The following is an 18,906-nucleotide window of genomic DNA, read 5'->3' as shown; positions in this document are numbered from 1 at the left end:
TTAGGGATGGGATAGCCCAAAGATAAGTAATGAATTAGGAGTGATGTTATATGGATCAGAAGAAAAAGGAAAGTAGTTCGTCTGCGCCGATTATTATTGAAATGCAGGTTATTCCTGTTGCAGGCCAAGATAGTATGCTCTTAAATCTCAGTGGTGCCCATAGTCCTTTTTTTACCCGTAATATCGTGATTCTAAAAGACAATGCAGGTAATACAGGCGTTGGAGAGGTTCCTGGAGGGGAACGCATTCGCCAGACGTTGGAAGATGCGCGAGAGTTGGTCATTGGCAAATCAATTGGTGTTTACAACAATATTCTTAATACCGTAAGGCAGAGTTTTGCAGATCGAGATTCGGCTGGGCGAGGGTTGCAAACTTTCGATTTGCGCATTGCCATTCATGTTGTCACGGCCTTGGAAGCTGCACTACTGGATTTGGTAGGCAAATTTCTAGGCGTGCCCGTTGCTGCATTGCTTGGTCAAGGGCAGCAGCGCAAGGAAGTGGAAATGCTGGGGTATCTGTTCTACGTTGGCGACCGCACCAAGACCGATCTATCGTATTTGAGTAATCAGGATGCAAAAAATGATTGGTACCGACTGCGCCATGAGGAGGCGTTAACTCCGGAGGCTGTTGTCCGGCTGGCTGAAGCTACTCATGAGCTTTACGGTTTTAATGACTTTAAGCTAAAAGGCGGTGTGCTAAGCGGCGATCAAGAGATTGAAGCGGTTACGGCGTTGGCTGAGCGTTTCCCAAAGGCACGAATTACCATTGATCCGAATGGTGCATGGTCTTTGGACGAAGCAATTCGGTTATGCAGCAATAAGCATCATGTATTAGCTTACGCTGAAGATCCTTGTGGAGCTGAGAATGGGTATTCTGGGCGTGAAGTAATGGCTGAGTTTCGGAGGGCGACAGGACTGCCAACTGCTACCAATATGATTGCCACTGATTGGCGTCAGATGGGGCATACCATCCAGTTACATTCAGTGGATATTCCTTTAGCGGATCCTCACTTCTGGACCATGCAAGGTTCAGTGCGAGTTGCCCAGATGTGTCATGAATGGGGATTAACGTGGGGATCCCATTCTAATAATCACTTTGACATTTCCCTGGCAATGTTTACCCATGTGGGAGCCGCTGCGCCTGGTAAAATCGCAGCTCTAGATACTCACTGGATTTGGCAGGAAGGTCAAGAACGTTTGACCAAAGAGCCATTTAAAATAGTTGGTGGAATGGTAGCTGTTCCTGATAAGCCAGGTCTTGGAGTTGAAGTAGATATGGTGCAGATTGAGAAAGCACACAAACTTTATGTGGAAAATTGCTTAGGTGCACGGGATGATGCTATGGCGATGCAGTATTTGATTCCAAACTGGAAGTTTGATAATAAACGTCCTTGTCTGGTTCGCTAGAGGCAGAGACAAGGATAGGTTATTGGTAACCGTAAATTGAAAAATGAAGGAGTCAAGAAAATGAAAATTGGATTTATTGGACTAGGAATTATGGGTAAGCCTATGAGTAAAAACTTACTTAAGGCTGGCTATGAACTGATTGTTGTGGATAGAAATCAAGCTGCAGTAGATGAAGTGGTCGCAGCAGGAGCCAAGAGTGCTGCCACTGCAAAAGCAGTAGCCCAGCAGGCGGATATTATCATCACTATGCTGCCAAACTCGCCTCATGTAAAAGAAGTGGTTTTAGGTGAAAATGGTATATTAGAGGGAGTAAAAAAGGGCACTACCTTCATTGATATGAGTTCCATCGCTCCTTTGGTGAGCCGGGAATTGGCAGCGAAACTTGCTGAAAAAGGCGTAGAAATGTTAGATGCTCCTGTGAGCGGCGGTGAACCTAAAGCGATTGATGGTACCATGTCTGTAATGGTTGGTGGCAAGCAAGAAGTATTTGATACCTGCTATCCTATAATGAAAGCCATGGCTGGTTCTGTTGTACGGACTGGTGAAGTGGGTGCAGGAAACGTGACGAAACTTGCCAATCAGGTCATTGTTGCCCTTAATATTGCAGCAGTTTCAGAGGCATTAGTGTTAGCCAGTAAAGCAGGAGTAGAACCGGATTTAGTGTACCAGGCAATTCGCGGTGGTTTAGCTGGAAGTACGGTTCTTGATGCCAAAGCACCTCTTATGATGGATCGTAAATTTGATCCAGGATTTCGTATAAACCTTCATATTAAAGATTTAGCGAATGTATTGGAAACATCCCATGATATGGGCGCTCCATTGCCTCTTACTGCAGCTGTTATGGAAATGATGCAGGCTCTTAAAGTGGATGGCATGGGCGATGGGGATCATGGCAGTTTAGTAAAATATTACGAAAAGATGGCTAAAGTTGAAGTAAAACGCTAGCCAATGAAAAGAGGCCGCCTCAATATAGGATAATATACCGAATATATAATTTTCAGCAGATGTAGAAAGTAACATCAATCTGTTATGGCAAGGCATGTCCTCTGTGCCTCTGCGGTTCGGCATCTTTACTTCGTGTTCTTCTTTTTCTTCGCATTTCAAAAATGTTTTATTTCTCCCATCTATCTCTGTGTTCTCTGCTCCTGGTGTGGTTCGATTCTGTTTTATATGTTCAGCCAGAATAGAAAAAAAGGCAAAGATGCTGAAAAAACTTACTTATTTACTATTGAATTATTTGATGTGTTGTTTTATAATAATACTTACAGCAAATGTACTTGCTACAACTACATATGTTTTCCGAATGAAGTTTGCGGGAGAGTGGCTTAATAGCCCGCCGAAGGAGTAAAACTCTCAGGCACTCGGACCACCGAGTAGAACCGTAAATGGACGGGACTCTGGAGAGACTCTTATACAGGGCGCCGAAGGTGAAACACAGCAATCATATTGCTGACAAATCTCTCAGGCAAAAGGACAGAGACAAATTCGTAATATACAGGGATGATTTAGATCTCTTTATATTGTGATGCTGAAAACGCTTTTAGCGTATTCATTTGTTTATCCAGAGTCAAATCACTAAGTGATTTGACTCTTTGTTTTTTGATGCTTATTTTTCACTGAAAAAAGCATCAAAAGAATCACTCTCACCTAGTCTGACTTGTCTTTGCCTTAAGAAGAATCCAGAGTACATTAAAGATGTATTTTGTGCAGTTACATGATTAAAAAGGGAGACGATGATATGAGAAATTCGGGTTTGAAACTTGTGGTGGTATCTTTAGTGGTTTTAGTATTAGCAGGAATGTTGACAGGTTGTGGTGATTCTGCTTCCAAGGATATTAAAATTGGTGTTTTGAATGAAATGACTGGTGGTAATGCAACCATGGGTACCTCATCTGCCAATGGTGCCAAAATGGCAATTAAAGAGGCCAATGCGAAAGGCGGTATTCTTGGAAAGCAAATTCAGGCTGTGATTGCTGATAATAAAAGCGAACCTTCTGAGTCAGCCAATGCGATGACCAAGCTTGCATCTCAGGATAAAGTTGTGGCAGTAACGGGTATTTTTGCGAGCTCTAACGCAATTGCCACCTCTAGTGTGGCAGAGGCGACTAAAGTTCCCTTTGTTGCTGTAGGTGCGACAAATCCTAAGGTAACAGTGGACGAAGCAAGTGGTAAAGTTAAAAATTATACTTTCCGCGTGTGTTTTATCGATCCTTTTCAAGGCACAGTGGGTGCAAATTTTGCGTTGAACACGCTGCATTTGAATAAGGCTGTCATGTTAGTAGATAACAGCAGTGATTATAGTAAAGGATTATCTACCTTCTTCAAAGAGGCCTATATAAAAGGTGGCGGGAGTATTTTAGCGGAAGAAGCATATTTGCAAAAAGATCAGGATTTTAAGACCATCTTAACCAAAATAAAAGCGTTAAATGCTGAAATTATTTATATACCCGGCTATTATGAAGAAGTAGGAAAAATTGTAAAACAAGCTCGGGAAATTGGTATTACGGTGCCAATTCTAGGGGGAGACGGCTGGGACTCACCAAAACTAGTGGAGGTTGGAACTAGCGCAGCACTAAATAATACCTATTTTACCAACCATTATTCTGTGGATGATACCAGTGCTACTTCTCAAGCTTTTGTAGAAGCGTATAAAAAAGAATATGGTCAAGTGCCGGATGCGATGGCTGTACTGGGCTATGATGCGGCAAATATCATTATTGATGCCATTAAACGCGCCAATAGCCTTGATCCTGAAAAAATTCGTGAAGCTTTGGCTGAGGCAAAAGACTATCCGGCAATAACAGGGAGCACAACATTAAATGCTACTCATGATGCAGTAAAAAGTGTTGTAATTATTGAAATGAAAGATGGCAAACAAGTGTTTAAAGCAACTGTTAAACCATAGTAAATCGATCATTGTATTTCACCATCGGTAATTAAGATTGTCTAAGAAATGGGAAAAGATCATGCATTGATAGCATGGTCTTTTTTCAATATAAGGACGTATGAAAATAATTCTGTTTTTTTTCACATTTCTTCTATTAGAGGCATACCATATATAAAAGATATAAAGCAAAAAGTTTGATCTGTTAAACTTTATATAGTATTTTCATTAAGGAGGGATAGTGTGGAAGAGGATAGAAAATCAAAATATTGCGATGGTTGCTGTGATCTTATATTTGAAACATTGTCAGCCAATCGGCCGCCTGCTATTGCTTTATCATTTTGGCTGCAGGCCACCGCTACAGGTGAAATTTGTGGTAGAGGAAATGAAGGGCATATTCAAATATCGGCCCAAGGTTTAATCCCCCTTGGCGTATATACGGTGTTCTTTGTAACGGATCGAGGTGTCTGGCCTGCGGCTCCTTTAGGAGTGGTGTATACTTCCGATGGTTTTGATCCCAATCGCTTAATTGTAAATAGTAATGGAACTCTGAGCTATTATGTTGCTCCGCTGGATTATAATCCTCTGCGAGGGATTCCAACACCTAGCGGCTTGGCAAAAATTACAAGTGTCATCATTTCGTTTCATTCCAATCGCCTAACGAATGGAATCAGCTTAGGGCAGCCCAATCTGAATGTATTTACCCAGCTAACTGCTCCCATGTGCTCTACTCGTACTGAGTAAGAGAATGCGTGGGAAAGTTATTCATAATAGAGTGCCAAGATGCTATAAGTATCTTGGCACAATCTATTTTGATTATTGCTTGCTTTTTCTAAATAGAAAGGCATAAAATAGAAAGATAATGAATGAGTTTATAGTGCTGGTGGCACTGTATTGTCTTTTGGGACAAGCTTGCCGGCCAAGGTGAGATTTTTTGCTAATAAAAATGTAAGGATGGTTAAAGAGAGGATATGTCAGATAAACAAAAGAAGGTATATGCTGTTAGGAAAGGACGCACAGTTGGTTTATTCTATACCTGGCCTCAGTGTCAGGAGCAAATCAAGGGGTATTCCGGAGCTGAATATAAGAGCTTTAAAACAGAGGAAGAGGCAAGAGCATACTTAGCAGGAGGAGTAAAGGCAGTATCGCCTTTGGTGATAGAGCAGCCTCCTGATGATATGATGCTTGCCTATGTTGACGGCAGTTACAATACTGCAACCAAAGAATATTCTGCTGGGGTTGTAATATTGTGGAAAGGAGCAGAGATTACGTTTAGTCAGAAAGGAAATGATCCGGAACTTGCTGGTATGCGCAATGTAGCGGGAGAAACCATGGGTGCCAAAATTGCTATGACCTATGCGTTAGAGCAAGGGGTGCGCACCGTTGTTATTTATCATGACTACGAGGGAATCGAAAAATGGTGTACTAATGCATGGGAAGCCAAGCAGGAAGGAACTAAGAAATATAAACAATATTATGATCAGGTCGCGAAGCAATTGGAGGTTGTATTCGTAAAGGTAAAAGCTCATTCCGGTGACAAATATAATGAACAAGCGGATCAACTAGCGAAGGCAGCACTTCAATTAATATAATGGAGGAATAGTACAATGAAAGAAAATGGTATTGGTATGAATCCAGGAAGGGATTTGGATATTGAAGTAGCAGTAAAGGTGATGGGTTTTATCTGGTTAAAACACCTGCTGCAATTTAGTGCAGAGCTTGCGGTGAAATGGTTAGGAACAACAGCTGATGTGGAACTATCTGGTGGCGTATATGTCCCATTGGTAAAAGAAAGCGAAATGGTGAGTTTGAAAATGCGAGAGAATTTCGATGAGACTGTCCCGAACTATTCTACTCAAATAGACGCTGCCCAGCAAGTAGTAGAGCATATGAAGAGTTTAGGATATACATATCTTTCTGAGAAGAAACTCGAGCAGGAACAGAATCGATATTACGGCAATTTTGTAAAAGACGGTATAGATGTTGCTGTCCCAATCGGTCATTCCTCAGAAGCAGAGGCCATAGTAAAATCGGCTTTAGCAGCTTTAGCATAAGGCGCTTAATTCTAGAAAGTAAAGAGAACGTTAAACGCAGAGGGCACAGAGATCCGCAGAGAACACAGAGAAATGCGGATTCTCCCCTTTGCGTCATCGCGGTTAAAAGGTTTAATTATTAAAGAACGCGCAGCGCTTTTCTTATGGTGTATTTCAAGGGTGGTTAGGAGTTTATAGTTTATGATTATTTTTCACACAATTGAAAGTATCTTTAGCATTGTTTTAATGATTATTACAGGATATGTTCTTACGGGTAAAGGATGGTTTAATGAAGAGGCTTCTCAATTATTTTCCCGTATCATTACCAATGTAGCATTGCCTACTTATATGATATGGAATTTGATGAATACTTTTAATAAAGACGGGCTGCTGCATTTGGCGACGGGGCTAATTGTACCCTATTCTTCCATGTTGGTCTGTTATGCAGTTGGATATGCATTTTCTAAGCTTTTGAGAGTAAAATCTAATCGGCAGGGAACATTTAGATCCATGTTCTTTGTTTCAAATACTATTTTTATTGGTTTGCCAGTCAATTTGGCATTGTTTGGCGAACAAAGTGTTCCTTATGTTTTGCTATATTATATTGCCAATACTTCTTTATTTTGGACCATTGGAGCAAGCGGCATTCGCAACGATGGCACATCAGGTAAAGATAAGGTCTCTGCCGTTGAGGTAATAAAAAAAGTGTTTTCTCCCCCTCTGTTAGGGTTCTTGCTGGCTATGGTCCTTATCTTATGTGATATCAGTTTGCCTCAATTTATTCTCGATACCTGCAAATATCTTGGGAGCATGACAACACCTTTATCCATGCTTTTTATTGGTATTGCTATCTACGGTGTAAAACTGAGTAATATAAAGATCAGCAGGGATATGATTGCCATCCTTTTGGGGCGGTTTGTTATTTCACCATTGATTGTCATGGCAATCACTTATGTTATGCCTTTGCCTCTCTTAATGAAAAAAGTGTTTATTATCCAAGCCATGCTGCCTGTTATGACCCAGACTGCTATTGTGGCTAAATCCTATCAAGGAGATGCAGAGTATGCTGCAATCATGACTACGGTAACAACAATATTAGCCATAGTGGTTATTCCGGTATATATGTTGATTTTTCAGTATTATTTTTAGTTGAGTATAGTGGGTGCGGAAGGTTTAATTTTAATATTTCGACTATTTTAAAAGGGTATTGCGTCACTAAATAATATGTGCTATACTCAGCTCAAGTTAATAGGCAGGAAGCAATGAAGCTTACGAGTGGTTTAAAAAACCCTTGTGAGCTTTTTGCCTTTTACCAGAAAAAAATAAGTACATGAGCAATGGGGCTTATAAACGCACTTTCGTTTATAAGCCCATCTGTGTTTTTAAGGAGGTGGTTCTATAGTATATGTGTGCAATTGTCCAAAAAGAAAAATGCTTTATGGATATTTGCGGTATCCATAAAGCGCGGCAATCTTTACATTCCCCAACAGACACCAGGGCTTATTCGATATACCTAATCTTTATTATAAGTGAATAAAATATACTTTTCAACTACAAAGATTAGGGAATGAAGATTAGGGGTTAAATCCTTAGTAAATGTGTAATGGAGAAAAAATTGTTTGCAAATATAGGGAGGTTTTTATTATGAGACAGATTGCGATATATGGTAAAGGTGGTATTGGTAAATCCACCACAACTCAAAATACAGTAGGTGCCTTAGCAGAGGCTGGTAAGCACATTATGGTAGTAGGCTGTGATCCTAAAGCTGACTCCACTCGCTTATTACTTCATGGATTATGTCAAAAAACAGTATTGGATACCTTACGTGATGAAGGCGATGATATTGATTTAGATGATATTTTAAAGCCTGGTTATCTCGGTACCATGTGCGTTGAATCAGGCGGTCCGGAACCTGGTGTAGGCTGCGCCGGCCGTGGTATCATCACCTCTATTAATATGCTTGAATCCCTGGGTGCTTATACACCAGATCTTGATTATGTATTTTATGATGTACTGGGTGACGTTGTATGCGGTGGTTTTGCAATGCCGATTCGCGAAGGTAAAGCAGAAGAAATTTACATCGTTGCTTCTGGTGAATTGATGGCCCTTTATGCAGCGAATAACATTGCCAAAGGTATTCAAAAATACGCAGTAAACGGTAAAGTAAGACTTGGCGGCATTATTTGCAACAGCCGTAAAGTTGATAAAGAGTATGAGCTATTAAAAGCTTTTGCTGAAGAAATTGGCTCCCAATTGATCTATTTCGTCCCTCGTGACAATTTGGTCCAACGTGCCGAAATTAATAAAAAGACAGTTGTTGACTTTGATCCGGAATCAGGACAGGCTGACGAGTACCGTGCATTAGCGAAAGCCATTGACAGTAATAAGATGTTTGTTATTCCTAAACCAATGACACAAGACAGATTGGAAGAAATCATGATGGAACATGGGTTTATGGATATGTAGTTAGTCTCAAAGACAAAAAAATATATTGGAGGAAACAATATGTTATTAGTTAGAGCCATTATCAGACCAGAAAAAAAAGATGAAGTATTGGCAGAATTATCAAGAGCTGGTTTCCATGCAGCAACAGTTGTGGATGTAGTCGGTCGCGGCAAGCAAAAAGGTATTAAAATATCGGGAATCATCTATGATGAAATTCCTAAAGCGTTGTTAATGATGGCGATCCGTGATGAGGATAAAGAAGAGATGGTTCGGTTGATCTTAAAATATGCCAAAACCAGCGAGCAAGGTGCTTATGGTGACGGTAAAATTTTCATAAGTTCCATTGAAGAAGCGTATACCATCTCTAGTGGAATCCCAAGTCTATAAGAAGGAGGGATCAGGATGAAAGAAATTCTCGCCGTAGTGCGTATGAACAAAACAGGCGCTACTAAAAAAGCCTTAGTGGAAGCTGGCGTAGCTGGTTTTACAGCTTTTAAAGTAGAAGGCCGCGGTAAGATAGTAAGCAATCCAACATTAATTTTGGAAAGAAAAAAAGAACTCCTTCTTATGGCTGGAGAGGACCAAACAGGGGAAGCAGAAAAACTAATAACTGATTTTTTAGTTGGTACCAGTTTGTTTCCTCGGAGGTTGTTTACCATCCTTGCTCATGATGAGGATGTGGCAAAGATTGTAGAGGCAATCATTCAGGCGAATAAGACTTGTAATAACGTTGGTGACGGCAAGATTTTTGTTTTACCAGTAATGGATGCCATTCGGGTTCGTACTGGGGAAACAGGAGAAAGTGCAGTATAAGGGAGGTAAGGGAATATGGGAATGAATGAAGCAAAACTTCAGGAGATATTAGACCAATATCCAGCTAAAGTGCAAAAAAATCGCAAAAAACATATATTCATTAAAAGATCGGATGTAGAAAGTCAGCAAATTGAAGCCAATACCCGGACCATTCCTGGTATTATCACCAACAGAGGCTGTGCGTATGCTGGTTGTAAGGGCGTTGTTTTAGGTCCGATAAAGGATATGGTGCATATTGTCCATGGGCCAATTGGTTGTGGCTATTATGCGTGGAATACACGGAGGAATAAAGCGAAATCCGACGATCCAAAACAGAATTTTATTAATTACTGCATATCTACGGATATGCAAGAAAGTGATATTGTTTTTGGTGGGGAAAAGAAACTGGCTAAGGTAATTGATGAAGTTATGGAAATCTTTCATCCTAAGGCCATTACTCTTTCTGCTACCTGCCCTGTAGGATTGATTGGTGATGATATGGGCGCTGTTGCTAAAGCGGCAGAAGCAAAGCATGGAGTGCAAGTACTGTCTTTTAGTTGTGAAGGCTATAAAGGGGTTAGTCAATCCGCAGGTCATCATATTGCCAATAACATTTTAATGGAAAAGGTAATTGGTACTGGGGACCAAGAACAAGCTCCTGCTAAGTTCCCGATTAATCTTCTCGGGGAATACAACATCGGTGGCGATGGCTGGGAAGTAGAGCGTATCCTCAAAGAAATCGGCTATCATGTAGTATCGGTTATGACAGGGGATGGGTCTTATGAAGCAATTAAAAATGCTCATACTGCAGAACTTAACTTGGTGCAATGTCACCGCTCCATTAACTATATTGCTGAGATGCTAGAAACCAAATATGGTACACCTTGGCTTAAGGTTAACTTTATCGGAATCCAAGGGACAATTGAATCCTTGCGCAACATGGCTCTTTATTTTGATGACAAAGAACTGACCTTGAAGACAGAGGCGGTAATTGCTAGCGAATTGGCAAGAATTGAGCCGATATTTGACCAATATAAAAAGATTTGTGAAGGGAAAACAGCCTTTTGTTTTGTTGGCGGATCCCGGGGTCATCATTTCCAAAATCTATTTAGTGAACTAGGCATTGAGACCTTATTAGCCGGATATGAGTTTGCTCATCGGGATGATTATGAAGGTCGTGAAGTGATTCCTACCATTAAAACAGATGCAGATAGTAAAAACATTCCTCACTATACAGCAGAAGCTGATGAAAAACGCTTCCGTTTGAAAGTATCACCAGAAAAACTGGAAGAATTAAAAGCCAAAATACCTTTAGGTCAGTATAAAGGCATGCGCTTTGACATGAAAGATGGCAGCATCATTGTTGATGACTTAAATCATTTTGAAACAGAAGAATTTATAAAAGCATTGAAACCAGACATTTTCACTTCCGGGATCAAGGATAAATATGTCATTCAAAAAATGGGTATTAACTCGAAACAATTACATTCCTATGATTACAGCGGACCTTATGCTGGTTTTAATGGTGCTGTCAAATTCGCTGAAGATATCAGTATGGGATTTGCCTCACCAACTTGGAATTTTATAACCCCACCATGGAAAAATCAACCTTTACTAGAAGGATCAGTAACTGAGGAAGGAGTGGCATAGTATGTTAGATTGTACACCAAAAGATATAACCGAACGTAAAAGTGGCGGTATTATTAACCCTGCTAAGACTTGTCAGCCAATTGGCGCTATGTATGCTGCTCTGGGGATTCACAAATGTTTGCCTCATAGCCATGGATCACAAGGGTGCTGCTCTTACCATCGTATGCATTTAACTCGTCATTTCCGTGATCCCGTTATGGCTTCCACTAGCTGTTTTACAGAAGGATCATCCGTATTTGGCGGTGGTGCTAACTTAAAAGCATCGATACAAAATGTTTTTCACATCTATAAACCGGATGTTATGGCCATACACACTACTTGTTTAACAGAAACCATTGGCGATGATGTTTCCAGTATTATAAAAACAGCGGAAGTGGCTGAGGGGAAACTGGTAATTCATGCGAACACTCCTAGTTATGTTGGGTCCCATATCACAGGGTTCTCCAATATGACAAAAGCGATGGTTAGCTATTTAGCAGAAAGTACGTCGCCAGAGAAAAAAGAACAAGCCAATATTATTCCTGGCTTCGTCAATCCTGGAGATATGCGGGAAATAAAACGCTTGGTAGAAAGCATGGGCATTGAATATATTATGTTCCCTGATACATCAGGAGTCGTGGATTCACCGATGACGGGAGAATTTGAGATGTATCCTGAGGGTGGTACAACTGTGGAACAGTTAAAGGATACAGGAAACTCTCAGATCACTCTGGCCCTTGGTCGCTTTGCCTCTAGTGATCCCGCTGATCTTTTAAACAAAGAATACAAAGTTCCTGTAGCTACCCTTAAAACACCCATTGGAATCAAAGCTACGGATGCGTTATTAATGACCTTGCGTAATAGCTTTGCCCGCGAAATTCCAAAAGAAATAGAAATAGAACGAGGTCAGCTGGTTGATATTATGACCGACACTCATTTCCATTTTCATGGGAAAACCGTAGCGATCTTTGGCGATCCTGATATTGTAACGGGTTTAACAGAGTTTGTATTAAGCTTAGGAATGGTTCCTCTTCATGTGCTGACGGGGACGCCAGGTGGTTCTTCCAATTCTGCAGCAGGAAGCTTTGAAGATGACATTAATAGTATGCTGAAAGGTGCTGGGATTGAGGCTAATGTGAAAAGTGCAGGAGATTTATTTACCTTGCACCAATGGATTAAAAATCAGCCTGTAGATCTATTGATTGGCAATACCTATGGAAAATATATTGCCCGGGCGGAAGATGTTCCTTTTATGCGAGTCGGGTTCCCAATTTTAGATAGAAGTGTTCATTCTTACTTGCCGATTGTTGGTTATCATGGTGCCATGAGACTGATTGAGATGATTAGTAACGCCCTGTTAGACAGAGCAGACAGAGATGCCAAAGATGAAGACTTTGAATTGGTAATGTAGATAGACTTTTTGTAATATCTTTAATGATTGAACCACAAAGGCACAATGCCGCTGGTGCGGCACACAAAGACGAACATAAATATATAAATAGTCCCCTTTGTGTCCTTTGCGCCTTTGTGGTTCAATTTTTTAGCTGTTTTAGTAAACCATTTTTTTGGCACAGTTTTTAGGAGAGGAGTGAGATGTACTATGGCTGAAGATCTTGCAGGAAGCATTACAGAACGAGATGATTTTATTGTTACGAAAGGTAAGAATAAGAAACAGCTTAAATGTGATACGGACAGTTCTGCCGGCTGTGTAAGCCAAAGGGCTTGTGTGTATTGTGGAGCCAGAGTCGTGCTCAATCCAATTACAGATGCCATACATTTGGTACATGGACCAATTGGCTGTGCCACTTATACCTGGGATATTCGCGGCAGCCTGAGTAGTGGTGCTGAATTATATCGCAATAGCTTTTCTACCGATTTGAAAGAGCAGGACATTATTTTTGGCGGCGCAAAAAAATTAGCAGCAGCAATTGATGGACTGGTGAATAAATATCAGGCAAAACTAGTATTTGTATATTCAACCTGTATTGTCGGCGTAATTGGTGATGACTTGGAAGCCATTTGCAACGCCGCCTCTCGAAGACATAATATTGAAGTGATACCAGTAGAGTCTAGCGGATTTATTGGTAATAAATCTGCAGGCTACAGGGCAGCAGGAGATGCGTTGCTTCGTTTGATAAAACCCTCTGCGCCTGCAGTAATCGAAAAGAACAATAGTATTAACTATTTAGGTGACTTTAATCTGGCTGGGGAAGCTTGGATCATTCAAAATTATTTACGGCAGATGGGGGTAGAATTAAACGTTACATTTACGGGTGATTCGCATTATACAGCCTTGAAATCAGCCCCTAAGGCCAAGCTAAACATCATACAGTGTGCTGGATCGATGATCTATCTTGCGGGAAAAATGGAAGAACTCTACCAGATTCCTTATATTCAAATATCCTTTTTAGGTATTGAGGATACGGCCACCTCATTGCGCAATATTGCGGCTGCTTTAGGAGAAGAGTCTATGATTGTTAAGGCAGAGGAGTTGATTGCTAAAGAAACTGCTAGAGTAGAAGACATTATCAAAGGCTATCGGACTAAGCTGGAAGGCAAGAAGGCTGCCATTTTTGTTGGTGGAGGATTTAAGGCTATTTCTCTGATTAAGCAATTTAGGGAAATTGGTATTGATGTAGTGATGATTGGTACGCAAACCGGCAGAAAAGAGGAATATGAAATCATGAATGAGTTAGTGGATGACGGTACGGTGATTCTAGATGATGCGAATCCTGCTGAACTGGAAAAATTCATGATGGAAAAGGGTGCTAATCTACTAGTAGGCGGAGTAAAAGAACGGCCTTTGGCCTATAAATTAGGGATTGCCTTTATTGATCATAATCATGATCGCAAACATCCTTTAAGCGGTTTTGAGGGTGCCATTAATTTTGCTGAAGAAGTATATTCTACCGTCTGTTCTCCTGTATGGAAGAGTCTTAATGCATTGGGAATGAAAAGCGGGGTGGCGAACCATGGCTGAAAAAAACAAAGAGAATGTGCCTTTTCGGAATGTGAATGAGAATCCCTGCAATATGTGCATGCCAATGGGCGGCATATTAGCATTAAAGGGAATCGAACAGTCCATGGTTATTGTTCATGGGTCCCAAGGCTGTAGTACCTACATGCGCAGGCATATTGCCGAACATTTTAACGAGCCTGTTGATGTAGGATCTTCTTCTTTAAATGAAAAAGGCACCATATACGGCGGGGAAAAGAATCTTAGACAAGCTTTGGACAATATTAGGAAGGTATATCATCCCGCTTTGATTGGTATTGTAACGACTTGCTTAGCAGAAACCATTGGTGAAGATATTGAGAGAATTACGGGTCAATATCTCATTGATAAAGAGATGGAAGAGTTTCCTATTGTTACGGCTTCCACGCCTGGCTATGGCGGAAGTCACTTTGAAGGTTATTTTTTTACTCTAAAAAGAATATTGATGCAGCTAACGGAAGCTGTAGAAAAAAATAACAAAATAAATATTATTATTCCCAACATCAGTCCTGCTGATATTCGTGAAATAAAGCGTATGTTAGCTCTCATGCAAATTGAATATGTATTATATCCTGATTTTTCCGATACCCTGGATCGCCCTTTTGCAAAACCTTATACCAAGATGAGCAATGGCGGGACTAAAATAACGGATATACGATCTATGGGCGGGGCTGTAGCGACCATCCAAATGGGAATAACCATAGAGGATGGGATTTCTCCAGGAAAATATTTGGAAGAAGAATTTGGTATTCCTTTATACAATATAGCCATACCCATGGGTGTGGAAAGTACAGATGCATTTATCAATACCTTAGTAGAAATTACTGGAAAGAATGTTCCGGAAAGTATTAAACAAGAGCGTGGACGTTTGTTAGATGGGATGATTGACTCTCATAAATATAATTTTCAAGGAAGAAGTGTTATTTTTGGTGAGCCGGAAATGGTCTATGCGGTAACCAAAATTTGTGTAGAAAATGGCGTTTTCCCAGCAGTTGTGGCTACAGGCAGTCAAATCGGGAAGTTCAATCAATTAGTAACAGCAGCAGTAGCTGAGTGCGTAGAACAAAGTAAGATATTAATTGAAACAGATTTCTCTCATATCTTAGCTGCCAGTAAGGAAGGAAAAGTCAATATTGGAATTGGTCCTTCCGATGGTCGATATCTTACAGAAAAAGGTGATATTCCTCTCGTGAGACTGGGGTTTCCCATTCATGATCGGGTAGGAGGACAGCGACTTTTATCTGTAGGTTATACGGGTACAATGATGTTGTTGGATCGCATCACCAATACTCTGCTGGAAAACAAATATAAATCATATCGAAGCTCTATGTATGAAAAATTCTATCAGCAAGGGTAGCTGGCTCGTAGTAAGTAAAAATACCCTGCAATGCTAGGGGAAATTGAGGTGAAGGATATGGAAGAGAGCAAACATCCCTGTTATAATGCGGATGCCCATCATAAATATGCGCGGATGCATTTGCCAGTGGCACCCCAGTGCAATATCAGCTGTAATTATTGCAATCGTAAATTTGACTGTGTAAATGAAAGCCGACCAGGAGTAACGAGTGAAGTGCTGACACCAGAGCTTGCCAGCCAAAAATTTTCCTGGGTCAAAGAAAATATTGAAAATTTAAGTGTAGTAGGGATTGCCGGTCCTGGAGACGCTTTGGCAAATTGGGATGTTACAAGAAAATCCATTGAATTAATTAAGGCAAAAGGTGAGGATATTATATTTTGCTTGTCAACCAATGGTTTAATGCTGCCTTACTATGCAGCAGAGCTTGTAGAACTGGGCATAAAGCATATTACCGTTACGGTGAATTGTCTTGATCCTAACATTGGGGCGCGGCTTTATAAAGTTGTGAATTATGAGGGCAAAAGCTATACAGGAGTAGCTGGCGCTGAATTGATGATTCAAAATCAATTGAAAGGCATTGCCTATCTGGTAGAGCATGGTGTACTGGTTAAAATCAATATTGTCATGGTAAAAGGAATCAATGATCATCATATTCCGGAAGTCGTAAAGAAAATGAAAGAATTAGGGGTTTTTATCACGAACATCATGCCGCTGATTCCTGCTCCCGGAAGTGCGTTTGAAAAATTTCCGCAAACCAGCATGAAAGAAATTAATGAAATGAGAGATCTCTGTCAGCTTGAAATGCAGCAGATGAGACACTGTAAGCAGTGTCGGGCTGATGCAGTTGGACTCTTAGGCAATGACAGGTCTAATGAGTTTCGTATGACCAAGCCAGAACCAGAAAAATCTGTTTTTCTGGCTAAGCAGATTGGTAAAGAATATAAGATTGCAGTTACCTCTAAGCATGGAAAATTAGTAGATCAACATTTTGGGCATGCGACAGAATTTTTAATTTACCAGGTAAATGATAAATCCTTTACCCTTGTGGAGAGACGCAAAGTTGAGCAATATTGCTCTGGTGCTTCAGAGTGTGATGATTCAGATTCTAAAGAGGGACGAAAGAACGCAGCAATTCAAGCGATTGAAGATTGTAACGCCGTTTTGACCATGCGCATTGGTTATCATGGACAACAAAGACTATTAGAACATGGTATTGTGAGTGTGGAGTATTGTTATACCGTTGAAGAGGGATTGTCTTATGCAGTAGAACAGTTAACGATGAAAAAAGCAATTTGAAAGGAAGGGTCTAATCATGATGAATAAACCAAAGTTTCATATTTTCGTTTGTACCAGCTCAAGAGCAAATGGTCAACAGAAAGGTTACTGCCATACGAAAGGCGGCGTGGAATTGGTGGCAAAATTCATGGAGGAAATTGAGGACCGGGATTTGGGTGGTGAGGTATTTGTGAATAATACAGGCTGTTTCGGTATCTGTGAGCAAGGACCTGTGGTTGTTATATATCCTGGTGGTACCTGGTATAAGGGGGTTACTCCTGATGATGTAGAAACCATTATGGAAGAGCATATTGAAGGCGGTAATATAGTGGAACGTTTAGCACTTTAATAGAATGTAGATCTTAGGTGTATAGGAAAGGGGGAGGGATTGCTGTGTATTCAGAAGTCGCAGTCTGTATAAATGATAATGGCGTAACCAGCTCTTTAGATGAGGCGAATGCCATTGTCATTTATCAAAAAGTACAAGGGTCTTGGAAGGTTATCAGAGAACAAAAATTTTCATTAGATAAGGAAGCTGGATTGGTTGGCTTGCGTCGGCAGATGGCTGAGATCATTTTGTTTTTAGACCAATGTAAGATTTTTGTAGGCTGCGCTGTCGTTGGTGTACCTTACTTTGAATTGGAAAAAAATCAGTGCAGTATTTGGGAATTTGAAGGAAAGCAAAAGCCGTTATCTTTTCTAGATTATGTGTTAAAGCAAGAAGAAGACAAGGAAGAGGAGGAGCAATCCCAGGGCAACAATGTAATTCCTTTACCCATAGAAAGAGAAAAGGGCGATTATTATATATCCATTAAAGAGGTTCAGGAAAATACTGGTGGAATTACTTCCAAACAAGTGCTGTTGCCGTTCTTGCGGCAAGGGAAATTCTATCGTCTAGAGGTCCTTTGCAATCATATTCCTCCTTGGCTGGAAGCAGAGTTGACAGGTGGTAATTTAGTTGGTGAAGTAGAAAAGACAGCACCTGCTGAAACTCACGTTTATATTAGTAAAAGAGTTTGTGAAAAATGATTTGGGTAGATCAAACGTTACAAGAAGGTCTGCGAGTAGGAATGGACAATGGACAGATAAATCCCTTGCTAGAGCTTTTGCAAAAGCTTCCAGTGGATGTGATTGATTGTAAAGTAGTTGATTGGGAGAAACATGGTCTGCCAAAGTTGAATCTATATCAGCAAAAACATATACGCGGGAAAATTAATGGCACTTTAGCGGAAGTCGCATTGGCCGATAAGTTAGGGTTTAAAAATGTTATCATTGCTTGCACTCCACATTTGGGGCAAGGCCTGACGAGTACAGTTTGTACAGCCTTTTTTACTGCCCAGCGACTAGGTATGAATATTGGATTTTGTATAGAAAATGCTTCCCGATTTTCAATAGAAGAACTTTGTTTTCTCTGGCGAGATATTCCCATTGATGGAATCGATTCGTTTATATATGGGGATAAAGAGAGCCTTTTGGATCCGGTAGCAGCTTCGAGAATTTTGGCTTCTTTATTGATTAAAATACCTGTTTGTTTAGAATTTCATGGACATAATGCCTATGGCTTGGCTACCGGTAATGCATTAGCTGCCTTACAAGTTGGTGTGAAACGAATTGCAGCAGCAGTAGCTGGTATCGGTTTGCAGGGGCATGCTGCTGTGGAAGAACTTATCATGGCGCAAAAACGGTTACTAGGAAAAGCAAGTAAACAAACGGGGCATTTAGCGTTGATTTGTTCCCAAATATTGTTTGCTATGGGGCTAACCCTGACGAAAACAAAAGCGATTATTGGCCAGGATATTTTTGCTCATGAGTCAGGGATTCATGTAGATGGAGTGATCAAAAATCCTCAGATGTATGAAGCTTTTTCTCCCGAAGAAGTCGGGTTAACCAGACAACTAGTAATTGGCAAGCATTCAGGAAATGCATCTATCCAAGCTAAGTTTCGGCAGTGGAATATTAGCATATCTGACGCTCACGCGCAAACTTTATTAAAACAAGTTCGTAGGTTAGCAGTGAGGCAAAAAAAGCAAGTAGATGATCATGCATTATGGGAGTTATATCAAGCTATACAGGTAAAGCAGGAAGGATAG

18 protein-coding genes and 2 riboswitches are annotated in these 18,906 nt (G+C 40.6%); all 18 genes read left to right on the top strand.

The genetic code is table 11. From position 1 onward, the window contains the following. The first annotated feature begins 50 nt into the window (after positions 1-50). The 18 genes from gudD to JBW_RS22030 all read left to right on the top strand — a co-directional run bounded on the left by gudD (position 51) and on the right by JBW_RS22030 (position 18,906). Positions 51-1,406 (top strand): glucarate dehydratase, encoded by a 1,356-nt coding sequence (gene gudD, locus JBW_RS22115; protein ID WP_007959350.1) that lies wholly within the window; start codon positions 51-53, stop codon positions 1,404-1,406. 36 nt (positions 1,407-1,442) lie between these two features. Beyond that, a complete protein-coding gene (garR, locus tag JBW_RS22110; protein ID WP_071882505.1) occupies positions 1,443-2,351 on the top strand; it encodes a 2-hydroxy-3-oxopropionate reductase in 909 nt (302 codons plus the stop codon). A gap of 358 nt (positions 2,352-2,709) precedes the next feature. After that, a riboswitch (glycine riboswitch) is annotated at positions 2,710-2,785 on the top strand. Between the two features lie 8 nt (positions 2,786-2,793). Next, positions 2,794-2,893: riboswitch (glycine riboswitch) on the top strand. 251 nt (positions 2,894-3,144) lie between these two features. Further along, on the top strand, positions 3,145-4,311 hold the full coding sequence (locus tag JBW_RS22105; protein ID WP_007959959.1) for an ABC transporter substrate-binding protein: 1,167 nt from the start codon (positions 3,145-3,147) through the stop codon (positions 4,309-4,311). Between the two features lie 222 nt (positions 4,312-4,533). Continuing rightward, a complete protein-coding gene (locus JBW_RS22100; RefSeq protein WP_007959960.1) occupies positions 4,534-5,034 on the top strand; it encodes a hypothetical protein in 501 nt (166 codons plus the stop codon). 227 nt (positions 5,035-5,261) lie between these two features. Next, the gene (locus JBW_RS22095) at positions 5,262-5,882 is read left to right on the top strand and encodes a viroplasmin family protein (RefSeq protein WP_007959961.1); all 621 of its coding nucleotides are present in this window, start codon (positions 5,262-5,264) and stop codon (positions 5,880-5,882) included. A gap of 15 nt (positions 5,883-5,897) precedes the next feature. After that, complete coding sequence (locus JBW_RS22090) at positions 5,898-6,344, top strand: hypothetical protein (protein WP_007959962.1); 447 nt, start codon at positions 5,898-5,900, stop codon at positions 6,342-6,344. A gap of 180 nt (positions 6,345-6,524) precedes the next feature. Further along, positions 6,525-7,472 (top strand): AEC family transporter, encoded by a 948-nt coding sequence (locus tag JBW_RS22085; protein WP_007959964.1) that lies wholly within the window; start codon positions 6,525-6,527, stop codon positions 7,470-7,472. A gap of 495 nt (positions 7,473-7,967) precedes the next feature. After that, positions 7,968-8,789, top strand: coding sequence for a nitrogenase iron protein (gene nifH / locus JBW_RS22080; protein ID WP_007959965.1), 822 nt, complete (start codon positions 7,968-7,970; stop codon positions 8,787-8,789). Positions 8,790-8,828: 39 nt separating this feature from the next. After that, positions 8,829-9,155, top strand: a complete 327-nt coding sequence (locus tag JBW_RS22075; RefSeq protein ID WP_007959966.1) for a P-II family nitrogen regulator — start codon at positions 8,829-8,831, stop codon at positions 9,153-9,155. A gap of 15 nt (positions 9,156-9,170) precedes the next feature. After that, positions 9,171-9,581, top strand: coding sequence for a P-II family nitrogen regulator (locus JBW_RS22070; protein WP_007959967.1), 411 nt, complete (start codon positions 9,171-9,173; stop codon positions 9,579-9,581). Between the two features lie 15 nt (positions 9,582-9,596). Further along, positions 9,597-11,210 (top strand): nitrogenase molybdenum-iron protein alpha chain, encoded by a 1,614-nt coding sequence (gene nifD, locus JBW_RS22065; protein WP_007959968.1) that lies wholly within the window; start codon positions 9,597-9,599, stop codon positions 11,208-11,210. A 1-nt stretch (position 11,211) separates the two neighbouring features. After that, a complete protein-coding gene (gene nifK, locus JBW_RS22060) occupies positions 11,212-12,600 on the top strand; it encodes a nitrogenase molybdenum-iron protein subunit beta (RefSeq protein WP_007959969.1) in 1,389 nt (462 codons plus the stop codon). Between the two features lie 189 nt (positions 12,601-12,789). After that, positions 12,790-14,169 carry a nitrogenase iron-molybdenum cofactor biosynthesis protein NifE gene (gene nifE, locus JBW_RS22055; RefSeq protein ID WP_007959970.1) on the top strand — a complete coding sequence of 460 codons (1,380 nt, stop codon included), beginning with the start codon at positions 12,790-12,792 and terminating at the stop codon, positions 14,167-14,169. Further along, on the top strand, positions 14,162-15,541 hold the full coding sequence (locus JBW_RS22050; RefSeq protein ID WP_007959972.1) for a nitrogenase component 1: 1,380 nt from the start codon (positions 14,162-14,164) through the stop codon (positions 15,539-15,541). The genes nifE and JBW_RS22050 overlap by 8 nt, the downstream gene beginning before the upstream one ends. Positions 15,542-15,598: 57 nt before the next feature. After that, on the top strand, positions 15,599-16,837 hold the full coding sequence (gene nifB / locus JBW_RS22045; protein ID WP_007959973.1) for a nitrogenase cofactor biosynthesis protein NifB: 1,239 nt from the start codon (positions 15,599-15,601) through the stop codon (positions 16,835-16,837). A gap of 16 nt (positions 16,838-16,853) precedes the next feature. Next, on the top strand, positions 16,854-17,165 hold the full coding sequence (locus JBW_RS22040) for a 2Fe-2S ferredoxin (RefSeq protein WP_007959975.1): 312 nt from the start codon (positions 16,854-16,856) through the stop codon (positions 17,163-17,165). A 44-nt stretch (positions 17,166-17,209) separates the two neighbouring features. Then, positions 17,210-17,845: a Fe-only nitrogenase accessory AnfO family protein gene (locus JBW_RS22035; protein WP_007959977.1), complete on the top strand. Its 636-nt coding sequence runs from the start codon at positions 17,210-17,212 to the stop codon at positions 17,843-17,845. Further along, on the top strand, positions 17,842-18,906 hold the full coding sequence (locus tag JBW_RS22030; RefSeq protein WP_007959979.1) for a pyruvate carboxyltransferase: 1,065 nt from the start codon (positions 17,842-17,844) through the stop codon (positions 18,904-18,906). The genes JBW_RS22035 and JBW_RS22030 overlap by 4 nt, the downstream gene beginning before the upstream one ends.

The sequence above is a fragment of the Pelosinus fermentans JBW45 genome, from assembly GCF_000271665.2.
Taxonomy (GTDB): Bacteria; Bacillota; Negativicutes; order DSM-13327; family DSM-13327; genus Pelosinus; species Pelosinus baikalensis.
The sequence above is the reverse complement of the archived record's forward strand: the minus strand, read 5'-3'. Positions and strand labels throughout refer to the sequence as shown.